Consider the following 13921-nt stretch of genomic DNA (forward strand, 5'->3'; position numbering starts at 1 on the left):
TCCACAGAACTCAGTGGCCCGTTCTCTGGCCCCGGGCTGCGCGAGGAGCGGGTCCGAATCCGGCTAGCCGAGCCGCGCGCGAGGGCGCAGAATTGCGCTCGTGAGTCTCGATCCCCATACCTGTTACCGCGCGGTCAAGGCCCGGGATGCGCGCTTCGATGGGCGGTTCTTTACCGCCGTTCGATCGACGGGTGTCTACTGCCGTCCGGTCTGCCCCGCGCCGCTTCCGCGCTTCGAGAACTGCACTTTCGTGGCTTGTGCTGCGGCGGCCCAGGAGGCGGGTTACCGACCTTGCCTGCGCTGTCGTCCGGAAGTATCGCCTGGAACGCCGGCCTGGTTGGGTAGCTCGGCGACCGTTTCGCGAGCGCTGCGTCTGATCGCGGATGGCGCGCTCGTGGCTGGAAAGACCGAAGACCTGGCTGCGCGACTCGGCATTGGGGATCGGCAGTTGCGGCGTCTGTTCGTCAAGCATCTGGGGGCGTCGCCGATTGCGGTCGAGCAGACGCGCCGCTTGTTGTTTGCGAAGAAATTGATCGACGAGACGGCGCTTCCCATGACGCAGGTCGCCTTCTCTTCGGGTTTTTCCAGTGTGCGTCGCTTCAACGACACGATTCGCACTACCTACGCTCGAACACCGAGTGCGCTGCGCAAGCGGGCGCGAGCGCGTCGCGCGGCGGTTGCACCCGCAGGTGAAGACGGTTCCGAGATCACGTTGCGGCTTCCGTATCGAGAACCGTTTGACTGGGCTGCGATCATCGCTTTCCTGCAGTTACAGGCGACGCCGCACGTCGAGTCGGTTCTTCCCGACGCGTACTGCCGGACCATTCGCATCGGTGATGCGACCGGCATCGTCGAGGTTCGGCCTTCGACCAATGAGCCTCAGCTTCTGGCGCGGATCTGTCTTTCCGATACCCGCGAGTTGATCCGTGTGTCGACGCAGCTGCGACGCATCTTCGATCTGGACGCCGATCCGAACGAGATCCGAGATCACCTGGCGAGTGATGGGCGCCTGCGGCCGTTGCTGGCCGGGGCGAGTGCACGCGTTCCCGGTGTCTGGGACGGCTTCGAACTCGCGGTTCGCGCAATCCTGGCGCAACAGGTCAGCCTTTCGGCCGCCGCGACCCTGGCATCGCGCCTGGTGCGGCGCCACGGCGAAACGATCCATGTCGACTCCAGGCCTGAACTCTCTCATCTCTTTCCCACGCCGTGCAGCTTGCGCAGCGCCGATCTGAGCGGCCTCGGTATGCCGAAACAGCGCACAGAGGCGATCCATAGTCTTTCCGCGGCCGTCGACGACGGTGAGTTGCAACTCGATGCGCCGCTGGGTCTCGAAGAGACCGTGGCCCGGCTTTGCCAGTTTCCGGGAATCGGGGAGTGGACGGCTCAGTACATCGCCATGCGCGCGACGCGCGAACCCGACGCCTTCCCCGATGCGGATCTGGTCTTGCGAAAAGCGCTGGGCAACGGTTCGGGTCCGGTCAAGCGGCGCGAGTTGCGCGAAGCCGCCGAAGCGTGGCGCCCCTGGCGCGCCTATGCCGCCATGCATCTTTGGGCGGCCGAAGCTTCGGCCGACTAGCGAGGAGATTCTTCAGTGGAACTTTACTACGACGAGATCGCATCCCCGATCGGAATGATCCTGCTAGTCGCCGATGAACGCGCATTGTGGGCACTCGACTTTGCGGACACGCGTGAGCGGATGATGCGCCTGTTGAAGATGCGCTACTCCGAGGTATCGCTGGTGCGCACGCGCAATCCCGGCGGATTCTCGGCGCGAGTTCGGGCCTATCTGGAAGGGGATCTGCGCGCGCTCGATGCGATTCCGGTCGATACCGGAGGCACGGACTTTCAGCGCAAGGTGTGGCGTGCGCTGCGCAAGGTGCGCTCGGGTCGTACTTCGAGCTACGGTGCGCTCGCGCGCAGGATCGGTGAACCGAAAGCGGCCCGCGCGGTGGGCGCGGCCAACGGTCGCAACCCCGTCGCACTGGTCCTGCCCTGCCATCGCATTCTGGGTGCGGATGGCTCGCTCACGGGTTACGCAGGGGGTCTACAGCGCAAACGCTGGTTGCTGGAGCACGAAGGTGTCGATGTGGCTGGCTAGTCTGAGGACTCCGCATCGTCGCCGAACTGAGCCGCCATTGCCTGACGTACGAGCCGAGTGGACACCGTCTCGTAGATGATGCCGCCGAACCACGACTGGTACTCGCCCAGTTGCTCTTCCAGATCGTCGCTGTAGTACAGGCGACCGTCGGCGACCACGGCTTCCAGGGAGTTGATTGCATCCATGTCCGCGGTGGGGTCCTTGCTGAAGATCAGCAGGTCGGCCAGCGCGTCCTTGACGATCCTGCCGTGTTTCGGATTTCGCAGGGTCTTTGCCGGACCGCGCGTGGCGATCCCCCAGACCTGTTCGATCGTCAGGCCCGCGCTCACGAACAGGTCCATCTCGTGGTAGAGGCTGACACCCGGAACCACGAAGGCCGTCTGCACGTCGGTGCCCAGGTGCAGGCGTGCACCGGCGTCGTACAAAGCCTTGATCATGCTCAGCCTCGGGTGCATCGAGTCGTGAAGCGCCTGAAATCCCTCGGGTGTCAGATTGCGCAGACCGGGTATGCCCTCGGTGGGGCTCCAGATCACGTCGCTGTAGAAGCGCGGAAGAAGCTCCGTGTCGGGGTTCTTCCGCAGTGTTTCGTAGTCGTCGAAGCGCATCAAGCGCTCGCTGCTCACGAGCGTCGGAGTATTCGCCATATCGTATTTCCGCACGGTCTCTACGATGCTCTTGCGTCGCGCCTCGTCGACCAGACTCCAGGCCTTCATGATCTCCGGGTAGTCGAGGTCTTCGTCGAGTTCGGGCGGAATGCCTATGCCGTGCTGGGCGTCGTCGAGTCTCGCGACCTCATACGGTACACCCTTCGGTGTGTGTCCGATCAGCGGAAGATCGGCTTCTTCGGCGGCCTCTCGAAGTGCCGCCAGGACTTCGGCACTCAGTCCGTTATAGGCCTTCACGCAGTCGAAACCGGACTTGAAGATCTCGTCGACTACCGCGCCGGCCTGTTCGGGTTTCAGTACCTGTCGGGTGTTTTTCCAGAGCGGAGAATCCCCGTCGACGAAAGGGCCACACGCGTAGATGCGCGGTCCGGGAAAGAGTTGTTTCGCGACGCCTTCACGCGCCGGTCCGACTGCGCTTCCATCGATGTCGCCCGCGTCTCTCACGGTGGTGATGCCGTAATACAAGAACAGGAACGCGAAAAGCTCCGTCTGCCCTGGAAGTGCGGCCATGGGGAAGTGCACGTGCATGTCGCTGAGTCCGGGCAGGACGTACATGCCGGCGAAATCCTCATCGTCGGCGAGACTCGGAGGCAAGGTCGGTTGCACGCGTTCGATGCGATTGCCTCGAACGATTACCGAGGTATTCGAACGCCGCTCCCTTCCGGGATTGATCACGGTAACCCCGTGAAGGGTGACTCCGCGTTCCGGAACCTCTAGCGGCGCGGGCGGCTGCAGGGACGAATAGACGATGCCACCGCAGAAAATGACTACGGCGATCAGAATCAGGACGACGCGCAGGTATGCAGGCATGGTGCTCACTCTACTACTTCATCTGGGGCGTCGGGAAACGCCGTGGTCGGTGAAATTCGCCTGAAGCTCGGATGCGAAGCTCAGAGCGAAACGAATCGGATGGGTGGTGTGGGGCAGATCTCCAACGCTTCTGTCGGAGCGACCAGATCCGCGTCCACGCTCCACGGTTGCGGTGTGTCGAAACGCACCGAGACGCGGGCTGCGGAATGGTGCTCGAGTGCCGAGCCGCGCAAACCGAGCCATAGACCCGGAAGTTCTGCGCTCAATCGAGCCGGACCCGCGCCCGTGCACAGGAAGTGGATGCGGTCCGGTTGCTGTCCCGCGCTGTGGAACGGTCGAAATCCCAGGCCCACATCTCGCACGCCCGATGCACCCATGATCGTGAATTCCTCTCGTTCCAGGACCTCACCGTCGATCTCGACCTTGGCCCGGAACGGCTCGAACATCGACGCCGCCAGGCTTCCGCCCGACAATGCCGAAGCCATGGCGCGACCGACGACCTGCGCGGCCCCGAGGGCTCCCTGTCTGGAGTTGGAATAGTAGGCCGCGAGCCAGCGCGTGGTGACGCCATTGCCGAAGATCATGCCCGCGCGAGCCCTTCCTCCTTCTGGAGTCACCTGGACTGCGGGTCGCAGGCTCTCCCGGAGGCCTTCGCCGGCGGCGATCTTTTCGACTGTTTCTTCGAGACTGGCTCGGCCTCCCAGCGAACCGGGAATCGTGTTCACCGTTCCACCGGCCACCAGCGCGATGCGCGGCAGTTCATCGCTGGGCCAGACGCTCAAAAGGGGCGTGAGCGTGCCACCGACCGTGCCATCCCCTCCGACGATCACCAGTGTGTCGACCCCGCGATCGCGCAACCGTTCGAGGGCCGGAGCTACGTCCTCCAGTCCGCTCGTCGACTCGACGAAGCCTTCGGGCCGGAGATGTCGTACGCGTTCGATCAACTCCGGGTCGCGCTTGAGCCGACCTGCACGCGAGTTGGCGATCACGCCGGTCTTGCTCAACGCAAAGCCCCAAACGCCCCGGAGGCAGCAAACGCCCTATTTGTGGCTCGAAGATGCAAAGCGGCCTTCCAAACGGGGTGCTGCATCTCCAGTCGGGTTCTCAGGGGTTGAGGATCGGCAACGACGGTCCCGGCTCGATGGTCAATAATTCCGTCGCCGGTAACGTCACTGTGTCCAGGCTCAGTTCGGTTGGCTGGGCGAAGCGCAGCGTGACGAAATTCGCCTCGTGTATCTCGACGCAGGACTGGTCGGTCAGGCCGAAGGTGAGCAGCGGTACTTCGAGGCTGAGGCGCGCGGGTCCCGCCGGCGTCAACCCCACGTGAAAACTGCCGACCGCGGGCGTGTCGTCCTGGAATGGCGTGACCGCCAGTCCGAGATCGCCGATGACGCTGATCGCCAGCGCTGTAAACGAGTCTTCCAACAGGGCTCTTCCGTCGATCTCGATTTCGGCGTTCACGGGTTCGGCCAGTTCGCGTGCCCGTTCGCCGCGCACCAGCACTGATGCCAGAGTTCGCAGTGATTCAGCCGTGCGACCCGCCAGCCCGCGACCCGGTCCTGCTTCGATTCCTTCGAGCCAGCGCTTGGGTGCACCTGCGAGCAGCGAAAGCCCGTAGTAGCTTTCGCTGGCCGCCGGACGGATGCGCAGGAGTGGCTGCAATCGGGGTTCGGGGGACCTGGTCTCCTCGTCGAGCAGGCGGTCGAGTACGCCTTCCACGCTGCCGCGCAGTCCGAGCGAGCGCGCGATCGAGTTCGCCGAACCCCCGCCGGCCAGCACCAGTTTGGGCAGGATCGAATGCGGCCAGACTCTGAGCAGGGAAGTCAGTACGGCGGCCGTTGTGCCATCCCCACCGACTACGACCAGGGTGTCGATGTCGGCTGCCCGAGCCTCGCGCAGCTTCAGGTACAACTCCTCTGGGCTCCTGCCCAGAAAGAGATTCTCTGCCGGGATGCGCTGTCGGATCCGGGTGACCAGATCGGGGTCGCTCACGACCCGCGCTGTCCGCGGATTAACTACGACCAGTGGGTACTTCACCATGTTTTCACCCCCAGGATGGAGTTAGCTCAGACAACGCCTCCGGGCCAGGGTGGGGCAGTGCCCGCAGGCGGGGCTAGACTTCGCTCCATGTCACTGGAAGAGCGGAAAATCTGGTTGGAAGGGAAGCTGGTCGCCTGGCCCGAGGTCACGGTTCACCTGCTTTCTCAGTCGGTCCAGCGCGGCTCGTTGGTTTTTGACGTAATGCAGGTGTGCGAGACGGCTCGCGGTCCGGCGATCTTCGGTCTGCGCGAACACACCGAGCGTTTCATGAACTCGGCTGCGCTAAACGGCATGGAACTCGAACACGACCTGGATGCTCTGCTGGCGGCGATCGCAGAGGTCGTGCGGGCGAACCCGGGATGCGAGATCGTGAAGATCAGCGGCTACTACGATTCGATCTCGTTCGACGTATTGCCGGCCAACCCGCACGTCTGTGTGGCGGTCGCGGCTTTTTCGATCGCCGACATCGCGCCCAGCGGCGCGGGCGAGCGCCCCAACGCGCGCCTGCAGATCGCACATCCGCGCAAGATGCCGAGCAGTGTTCTCTCGCCACAAATCAAGGTCGCTGCGAGCTACACGCATGCAGCGGTGGCGAAAAAGCGCGCTCGGGCGGAGGGCTTTCACGATGTGCTCTTTCTGGACGAGCACGGCAATCTGGCCGAATCGTCGACGCAGAGTTTCTTCCTGGTCACCGAGGGGCTCCTGCGTTCCGCACCGACCGATCTGGTGCTCGCCGGGATAACCCGTCGCGCGGTGATCGATCTGGCCCGCGATGAAGGTCTGATCATCAAGGAAGAGCCGCTGCCCGGCGATCTGCTCGCGCGCGCGGAAGAAGCTTTCCTTACGGGGACCAGTTCAGGAGTGTGGGCCGTCGAACGGATCGATGGGCACGAATTGCCGGCGCCCGTTCCGGGTCCGATCAGCTCGCGTCTCATCGAGCGTTTTGCCCGCATGCTCGAAGGAGAAGATCCGGTCTTCAGTCCGCGCTGGGTGCAATCGATATGAGTGCGGAAAAGGGGACGACGCACGAGCGCCCGCGAGGCAAGCGCGTGCTATCGGGAACACAGCCCTCGGGCGTACTGCACATCGGCAACTACTTCGGTGCGATCCGCCAGTACATCGCTCTCCAGGAAGACAATCAGGCGGCCTATTTCCTGGCCGATCTGCACTCCCTGAATTCGGTTCGCGATGCCGATACCCGTCGTGAGTTGACCCGCGGCGTTGCGTTGGACTACCTGGCGCTCGGAGTCGATCCCGAGAAGTCGATCCTGTACCGGCAAAGCGATCTGCCCGAAGTCGCCGAACTCGCCTGGATTCTCACGACCGTCACGCCCATGGGTCTGCTCGAACGCTGCCACTCCTACAAGGACAAGCTGGCTGCGGGTCTGAAACCGGACCACGGCCTGTTTGCCTATCCGGTTCTGATGGCGGCCGATATCCTGATTCACCGCGCCGACGTGGTGCCAGTGGGGCAGGATCAGAAACAACACCTGGAAGTCACGCGCGACATCGCCGTAAAGTTCAACATGACCTACGGCGAAGTTCTCACACTGCCCGAAGCGTATATCCCCGACGAGGTCGCAACGGTGCCCGGCACCGACGGGCGCAAGATGAGCAAGACCTACGACAACACCATCCAGATGTTTGCGACTGCCAAACAGCTCAAGAAGCAGGTGATGGGTGTCGTGACCGATTCGACACCCGTCGAAGACCCCAAGGATCCCAACACTTCGAACCTGTTCGCGCTCTACGCGCTGTTTGCGAATGATGAAGAGCGAGCCGAGATGGCGCAGCGTTTCCGCAAAGGCGGTATGGGCTATGGCGACGCCAAGAAGGCCCTGCTCGAGAAAGTGACCGAGTACTTCGGACCCGCACGCGAGCGTCGCGAGAAGCTGGCGGCCGATCCCGACGCAGTCGAAGAAGTGCTGCGGGTCGGTGCGGTCCGCGCACGCGAGGTCGCCGCCGGACTGATGGACGAAGTTCGTTCCGCCTGCGGTGTGGGAGCCGTTCGCGGCTGACTCTGTCTTTCCAGAACCCGTAGCCCCGCTCCCATCGTGTAGCATGCCGCTCGTAAGGAGACTGGAATGGATATTTCAGGCAAGGCGGCGATCATCACCGGCGGTGGCACGGGCGTGGGCCGCGAAACTGCACTGCAACTGGCCAAAGGCGGCTGCTCGGTGCTCGTGAACTACAGCCGTTCAAAGGACGACGCGGAAAAGACCGCCGAAGACTGTCGAGCTCTGGGCGTGAAGGCGATCGCGCATCAGGCGAGCGTCGCCGATGATTCCGCCTGTCGCGGCATGGTGAAGGCGGCTACCACAGAGTTCGGACACCTGGACATCCTCGTGCAGAGTGCCGGTACGACCGTATTCGTACCCCACACCGATCTCGACGGCGTGAAGGCCGAAGACTGGCAGGAACTGATGGCCGTAAATGTGGTCGGTCCCTTCCAGATGGCGCGCGCCGCCCGCGGACCGCTTCAGGAATCGGGCGACGGCGAAGTCGTCATGATTTCGAGCGTGGCCGGCGTGGCCGGGCAGGGCAGTTCGATTCCCTACTGCGCCTCCAAGGCCGCACTCAACAATCTGACGGTCACACTGGCGCGAGTGCTCGCACCGCAGGTGCGCGTGAATGCGGTCGCCCCCGGTGCCATCACCGGGCGCTGGCTACAGGGCGGACTCGGGGAATCCTACGACGGGGCGATGGCCGCGATAAGTGCACGGGTTCCTCTGGCCAAGGTGTCGAGTCCTGAAGACATTGCCGATGCCGTGCTCGGGATCGTGACGGGGTCGGATCTGATGACGGGTCAGGTTCTCGTGGTCGACGGCGGAATGCTGATCACAATCTGAGGCCGAACGGAGAAACAATGAGCAAACGCCAACGCGTACTGATCCGCAATGCACGACTCTGCGACGGTACCGGCGCGCCCCCCGTCGACGCGGATCTCGCAGTCGAAGGGGAGCGCATCTCGGCGATCGGCTCGCTGTCCGGAGATGCTGAAGTCGAGATCGACGCGCAGGGCCTTGCACTGGCCCCCGGATTTATCGACGTCCACACGCACGATGACTTCGCGGCCGTGGTCTATCCCGAAATGGCTTTCAAGGTGCAAGGAGGTGTCACGACTTGTGTCGTGGGTAACTGCGGGATGGGTGCGGCTCCTTATCACCAGGCTTCCCGGATGGCTCGTGCGTTCCATCCAAATCAAGAACTACCGGAGTGGCAAGGCTATTCGGGTTATCTCGGCTGGCTCGATGCCCATCGGCCGAGCGTCAACATCGGCGCGCTGGTCGGGCACGGGACGCTGCGCGCGGCGGTCATGGGCGGCGAGGCGCGTGAACCCAGTGGGGATGAGCTGGACGCGATGAAGGGTCTGCTCGACGAAGGTCTGGCGGCGGGGGCGTTGGGTCTGTCGACCGGGCTGATCTACGAACCGGGTCGGCACGCGAAGACGGATGAGATCGTCGAGCTGGCCCGCGAGCTATCGCAATGCGGGGGCCTCTACACCACACATATGCGCAATGAAGGACCGGGTCTGCTCGACTCGGTCGACGAGGCGATTGAGATCGGTGAACGCGCGGGTGTGCCGGTGCAGATATCGCATCACAAGGCTTCGGGGCGCGAGAGCTGGGGACAGGTGACGGAGTCGCTAGAGCGTATTGCAGCGGCGCAGGCGCGCGGCGTATCGGTTCACGCCGATCAATACCCCTACACCGCGGGCAGTACGGTCCTGGCGGCGATTGCCCAGAACGACGGTTTCGGGGGCAGCGGCGGGGTCGGGAAGGTCGATCCCGCAGACGTGGTGATCTCTTCGACTGAGAACCACTCCGAGTGGCACGGGCGTTCGATTGCGGACTTCGTTTCCGAGTGGGAACTGGCTGCACCGCAGGCGGCCGAGCGCGTGCTCGCCGAAGAACCTCTGGCGACGATCATCATGCACAGCATGTCCGAAGACGATGTGCAGACCGTGATGCGACATCCCAGCACGATGATCGGTTCTGACGGGATTCCGAGTATGGACGGTAATCCACACCCGCGACTCTACGGTTCCTTTGCGCGTGTACTCGGCCGCTATTCTCGCGAACTCGGCATCTTTCCAATGGAAGAAGCCGTGCATCGCATGACTGGCTTTCCGGCGCGCGTGTTTGGCCTGGCGGGACGGGGCGAACTCACCGAAGGAGCGTTTGCCGACCTCGTGCTCTTCGACCCCGAAGAGATCATCGATCGCGGGACCTACGAAGCGCCCCATGCGACACCCGCGGGCATCCAGCACGTCTTCGTCAACGGTGGCCACGTGGTTCGCGATGGCGAGCACACCGGGGAGCGCAGCGGCGCCGCGCTTCGTCGCGCCTAGGGAGCGGACTCAGAGATCCATCGGGTCGATCGGGGTTCCCGGTTCGTCGTCTTCCAGTTCGAATGTCGGGAAAAACGGCGTGCGCTCGGCGACCGGCTCGGGTTCCGATTCAGTCTCCGCTGCGGCTTCGGATTCCACAGGAGCTTGGGTCAGTTCGGGCTTCGCGACCGCGACCACGGGAGGCATGGGAAGTTCAGCCTGTGCCTCGACCGGTTCGGGTTCTGCTTCAGGCTTCGTCGAGCCGGCCGGCGGTGCAGACAGTGCACTGGGATCGTAGAAGAAGCGCTCGGCAACGATCTTGCCATTCTCGACTTCGTGAATTGCGATCTCTTCGAAATCGATCGCACGACCGTCGCGCATCTTGAGTTCCGCCTGCCACTCGATGCAGATCGCATTTCCGTTCACGAACACATGTACGGGTGTCCAGTGAGCGGTCTCCACTTTCGCGAGCCAGGCTTCCAGCTTTTCTTCGAGGGCTGGAAGACCGTGGATACTGGCTTCTTCGCCGAGACTCGACTCGACGGAAATGCAATTTTCCGCGTAGAGTTCTGAAAGGTCGACGTGTTCGAGGTCGTTCGTCGCGCGCACGATTTTCCGGGCAACCCGTTCCGCTTCGGGCATTTCAGTAGGAGAGGGCTTTGGGCTCGAGACCGGCTGTTGTGCGGAAACCGGCTCCTCGTGTGCACTTTCGGATTTTACTTTGATGCGAGCTGCCACGGGCGCGCTCCCTTGCCCTGCGGATGATGCTGCTCGGTGACTGCAATACGAGCAGTGTCTGAAATACTAGCAATCAGTCAGCGAGCGGAAAGTCGAAACTCTAGTCCGCACCGTCTTGTGGGTCTGATAGCATCACTGCTGTCGCCAATGTCTTGAGGAGTTATCGCTTGAGCCAGTTCACCAACGCCGACGATCGGCTATTAGGGAACCTCTGCACAGGGAGGCTGCGGCTGCGAAGCGCGATGCATCCGCCTGCGCTGCGTCGCGCGACCCTCTGCAGATCTACGAATCTGCGATCGGATCACGCTTCTTGCTCAGGCGGCGACTCCCGCTTCTCGCTCGAATCCTCCCTGTGCAGAGATTCCCTAGTGGAACTCAGGAATGAAACTCGAGACACCGTAGGATCGCCCTCGCGTACGCAGTCGCTGATGATCGCGCTCTCGGACGGCTTGACTCTGGCTCGGAAACTCAGTTGATGAGCTTGCGCGTGGCCGTCATCGGCGCGGGGCGTGCGGGTCGATCCCGTGTGGCTGCGATCGAAGCCCACCCGGAGACGGAACTCGCGGGACTGGTGCATCGCGACCCAGGAGCCGAAGGGCCGACACTCGAACGGATTCTGCACGACGATACCGTGAACGCGTTGATTGTCTGTACGCCCAATGTACTGCACCCCGCGACCGCGAGAGCGGCACTCGAGTCCGGCAAGCACGTAGCTGTCGAGTTCCCACTCGCGCCTGGGCCGGTGGTGGCGTCGGAACTCTTCGAACTGGCTCGCCTCCGGGATCGTGTCTTGCACGTCGAGCATATCGAGCTGCTCTCGCCCTCACAGCTCGAGTTGCGCGAGGCCGCCAGCAAGCTAGGCCGACTGCACGCGGGCGAAGTGCACTTCAGCGCGGAGGCCGACGGCTGGATCGGTGACCCGGCGCTGGCCGGATCGGCATCTCTGCGCGCGGTGGCGCGCCTGCATCGCATCGTCGATCTCTTCGGTCCTGCGAGCGTGCGCGCTTGCAGTCTGTTGCGAGGTTCTGCCGGTGGGTATTCACTGCAGGCTGATCTCGACTTTGAGCAGGGCGGAGAGCTGACTCTCATCGAAGAGCGCGGTCCGGGTCTGAAACGCGCAACCGACTGGGCCGTGCGTTGCGAGCACGGGCAGCTCGAATCGCCGAGCCCCGGTCCGGCCGGAGCCCTGCTCGCGGCCGATCTCGACGTTTTCGTCCAACGAATTCGGGGTGCCGGCGAGTCCTACGTGAGCGAGGAGCGGATCCTGCACGTACTCGGGCTGGTCGAGGAACTGGAAGGGGCGTGTCATTCGTAGCTGGCTTCTCGCCGCTTCCGGCTAGAAGCCCAGCAACTCGCACAGGTGGGGGTGGTTGTCGGCTATGTGGTCGGCGTCTTGTAGATCGACGTCATCGTCGTTGACGTCTCGGATGCGCACACTGCGCATACCCACGCCGCGGGCACCGGCGATGTCGGTGCGGCGCAGATCGCCGACGTGCGCGGCGTGTTCGGGTGCGACTTCAAGTGCTCCGAGTGCACTGTGAAACAGTGACGCATTCGGTTTGGGGAAGCCCGCTTCGTCGGAGAAGATCGTGACTTCCAGAAGATCGAGCAGGCCCACTCGATCGAGTAACTGACGCACTACACGACCCGGGCTGTAACCCGTGTCACAGATCAGTCCACGTCGGATTCCCAGGTCCGCCATACGCTGCAGGGTGTCGCGTGCGCCATCGAGTGCGCGCACCTCGAACTCCAGGGCGCGTTCCTCCAGAACACTGGTCGTTTCGCGCTGGAGTTCGGGATGATCGATTTCCAGATCTTCAAACGTCCAGCGCACGATGTCGCTGGCTCCGGTGGCGATCCCATCCTGCCAGCAGCGCCAGTGACGTTGAGATCCCTTGCGCAGAGCCTGGCGCGCCGCCTCTTCGTCATGGCGAACACCGTGACGCGTCAGAAGATCGATCAGCACCCGTTCGCGGCTCGCCGGGCGGCTCGAGTTGGGTGGCTCGTCGGGTGTAGGCTGGAAGATCAGGGTCCCCCAGCAGTCGAAGGTCACGGCGCGCAGGTTCGGGCTGGCCTCAGATGAAGATTCGGGTCCGGTCATCGGCTTCCTTCGGAAATGCCCTTCGCAGGCTAGCAAGCGGCTGAAAACCGCGCTCCATTGCCTGGGCCGATTCCCATTTTCTCGACTGGCCGCCGACCGCGCACCTTTCGCCAATCCGAGTGGGCAGATACTCTACCCGCGGTGTCATTCCCACCCAAGCTTCACCCGGCTCCCAGGTCCTGTTTTCGACTCGTGCGGGCGGTCCTTCTGGTCGTCTCTGGTGTGATCGTCTCCGGCGTGTTGGGTTGCGGTCTGGAAGAATCCGGCCCGGAGTCCGCGTTCAAAGTCGCCCTGCTCACGCCCGGTTCGATTCGCGACGCGGGTTGGAACCAGAGTGCCTACGAGGGACTGGAGCGGATTCGCGACGAGACGGGTGCCGAGATCGCCCATCAGGAAACAAAGACTCCTCAAGACTTCGAAGCCGGGTTTCGAGATTTTGCTGCGCGTGGTTTCGGGCTGATCTTTGGTCACGGCTTTGAGTTCCAGGATGCAGCAGCCAAAGTCGCCATCGAGTACCCGGATACTATTTTCATCACGACCAGTGGATCGACGGTGCGAAGGAATGTTTCGCCGATCGTCTTCGAACTGGAGCAGGCCACGTTCGTGCTCGGTTACCTGGGGGGAAGACTCGCCCGAGATTCGAAGATCGGTGCGATCGGTGGTGTGAAGATTCCCTCGGTGGCCAGCACGTTTTACGCATTCGAAGGCGGTGGAAAGCTCGCGCGCAAGCACACCGATCTGAAGATCTCGTATATCGGAAACTGGACCGATGCCTCCGCTGCTCGCGAGGCGACGCTCGCTCAGATTTCGACGGGCGTCGATATGCTGATCCACAACGCAAACGAAGCTGCGCGTGGATTCTTTCAGGCCGTCGAAGAGAACCCAAAGGTCTTCGCCTTCGGCACGAACAAAAACCAGAATGATCTCGCGCCGACCTCGATCCTGGCTTCGGCCACGCTCGATGTTCCCGGTGCCCTGCTGCTCGTGGCCCGCGAGGTGAGGTCGGGCCAGTTCTATCCCCGCTCGATTCGTTTCGGGTTGCGCGACGGGGTCGTGCGCATCGAGTGGAACGATGCGCTGCGCTCGCGCATTCCAGATCCTGTCTGGGACGGTGTCCAGAAATTGATTGCGGATGTGAA

The 13921-nt window shown here is 63.0% G+C and carries 13 protein-coding genes; 8 read left to right on the forward strand and 5 right to left on the reverse strand.

The genetic code is table 11. The annotated features are described in order from the left end of the window. The first annotated feature begins 100 nt into the window (after nt 1-100). The gene (locus tag GY725_07300) at nt 101-1576 is read left to right on the forward strand and encodes a DNA-3-methyladenine glycosylase 2 family protein (GenBank protein ID MCP4003985.1); all 1476 of its coding nucleotides are present in this window, start codon (nt 101-103) and stop codon (nt 1574-1576) included. 15 nt (nt 1577-1591) lie between these two features. Then, the gene (locus tag GY725_07305; GenBank protein MCP4003986.1) at nt 1592-2098 is read left to right on the forward strand and encodes a methylated-DNA--[protein]-cysteine S-methyltransferase; all 507 of its coding nucleotides are present in this window, start codon (nt 1592-1594) and stop codon (nt 2096-2098) included. Here GY725_07305 and GY725_07310 read toward each other — a convergent pair. From GY725_07310 to GY725_07320, 3 genes are all read right to left on the reverse strand, one after another. Then, nucleotides 2095-3573: an amidohydrolase family protein gene (locus GY725_07310; GenBank protein ID MCP4003987.1), complete on the reverse strand. Its 1479-nt coding sequence runs from the start codon at nt 3571-3573 to the stop codon at nt 2095-2097. The genes GY725_07305 and GY725_07310 overlap by 4 nt on opposite strands. An 80-nt stretch (nt 3574-3653) precedes the next feature. Further along, nucleotides 3654-4577, reverse strand: coding sequence for a hypothetical protein (locus GY725_07315; protein MCP4003988.1), 924 nt, complete (start codon nt 4575-4577; stop codon nt 3654-3656). 100 nt (nt 4578-4677) lie between these two features. Continuing rightward, nucleotides 4678-5613: a hypothetical protein gene (locus GY725_07320; GenBank protein MCP4003989.1), complete on the reverse strand. Its 936-nt coding sequence runs from the start codon at nt 5611-5613 to the stop codon at nt 4678-4680. An 87-nt stretch (nt 5614-5700) separates the two neighbouring features. Between GY725_07320 and GY725_07325 the strand changes: the two genes are divergently transcribed. The 4 genes from GY725_07325 to GY725_07340 all read left to right on the forward strand — a co-directional run bounded on the left by GY725_07325 (nt 5701) and on the right by GY725_07340 (nt 9964). Then, a complete protein-coding gene (locus GY725_07325) occupies nt 5701-6618 on the forward strand; it encodes a hypothetical protein (GenBank protein MCP4003990.1) in 918 nt (305 codons plus the stop codon). Further along, the gene (gene trpS, locus GY725_07330) at nt 6615-7631 is read left to right on the forward strand and encodes a tryptophan--tRNA ligase (protein ID MCP4003991.1); all 1017 of its coding nucleotides are present in this window, start codon (nt 6615-6617) and stop codon (nt 7629-7631) included. The genes GY725_07325 and trpS overlap by 4 nt, the downstream gene beginning before the upstream one ends. 66 nt (nt 7632-7697) lie before the next feature. After that, nucleotides 7698-8462: an SDR family NAD(P)-dependent oxidoreductase gene (locus GY725_07335; GenBank protein MCP4003992.1), complete on the forward strand. Its 765-nt coding sequence runs from the start codon at nt 7698-7700 to the stop codon at nt 8460-8462. Nucleotides 8463-8479: 17 nt separating this feature from the next. Next, a complete protein-coding gene (locus GY725_07340) occupies nt 8480-9964 on the forward strand; it encodes a D-aminoacylase (GenBank protein ID MCP4003993.1) in 1485 nt (494 codons plus the stop codon). A 9-nt stretch (nt 9965-9973) separates the two neighbouring features. Here GY725_07340 and GY725_07345 read toward each other — a convergent pair whose 3' ends face one another. Further along, nucleotides 9974-10681: a nuclear transport factor 2 family protein gene (locus GY725_07345; GenBank protein ID MCP4003994.1), complete on the reverse strand. Its 708-nt coding sequence runs from the start codon at nt 10679-10681 to the stop codon at nt 9974-9976. Between the two features lie 475 nt (nt 10682-11156). Here GY725_07345 and GY725_07350 point away from each other — a divergent pair, with 475 nt between their 5' ends. Continuing rightward, complete coding sequence (locus tag GY725_07350; GenBank protein MCP4003995.1) at nt 11157-11996, forward strand: Gfo/Idh/MocA family oxidoreductase; 840 nt, start codon at nt 11157-11159, stop codon at nt 11994-11996. Between the two features lie 21 nt (nt 11997-12017). Here the strand turns inward: GY725_07350 and GY725_07355 are convergent, their stop codons facing one another. Continuing rightward, nucleotides 12018-12782 (reverse strand): HAD family hydrolase, encoded by a 765-nt coding sequence (locus tag GY725_07355; protein ID MCP4003996.1) that lies wholly within the window; start codon nt 12780-12782, stop codon nt 12018-12020. 141 nt (nt 12783-12923) lie between these two features. On the opposite strand from GY725_07355, the gene GY725_07360 reads away from it, so the two are divergent. Continuing rightward, on the forward strand, nt 12924-13921 hold a 998-nt coding region (locus GY725_07360), incomplete at its 3' end, for a BMP family ABC transporter substrate-binding protein (protein ID MCP4003997.1).

The organism is bacterium, from assembly GCA_024226335.1.
Taxonomy (GTDB): Bacteria; Myxococcota_A; UBA9160; order SZUA-336; family SZUA-336; genus JAAELY01.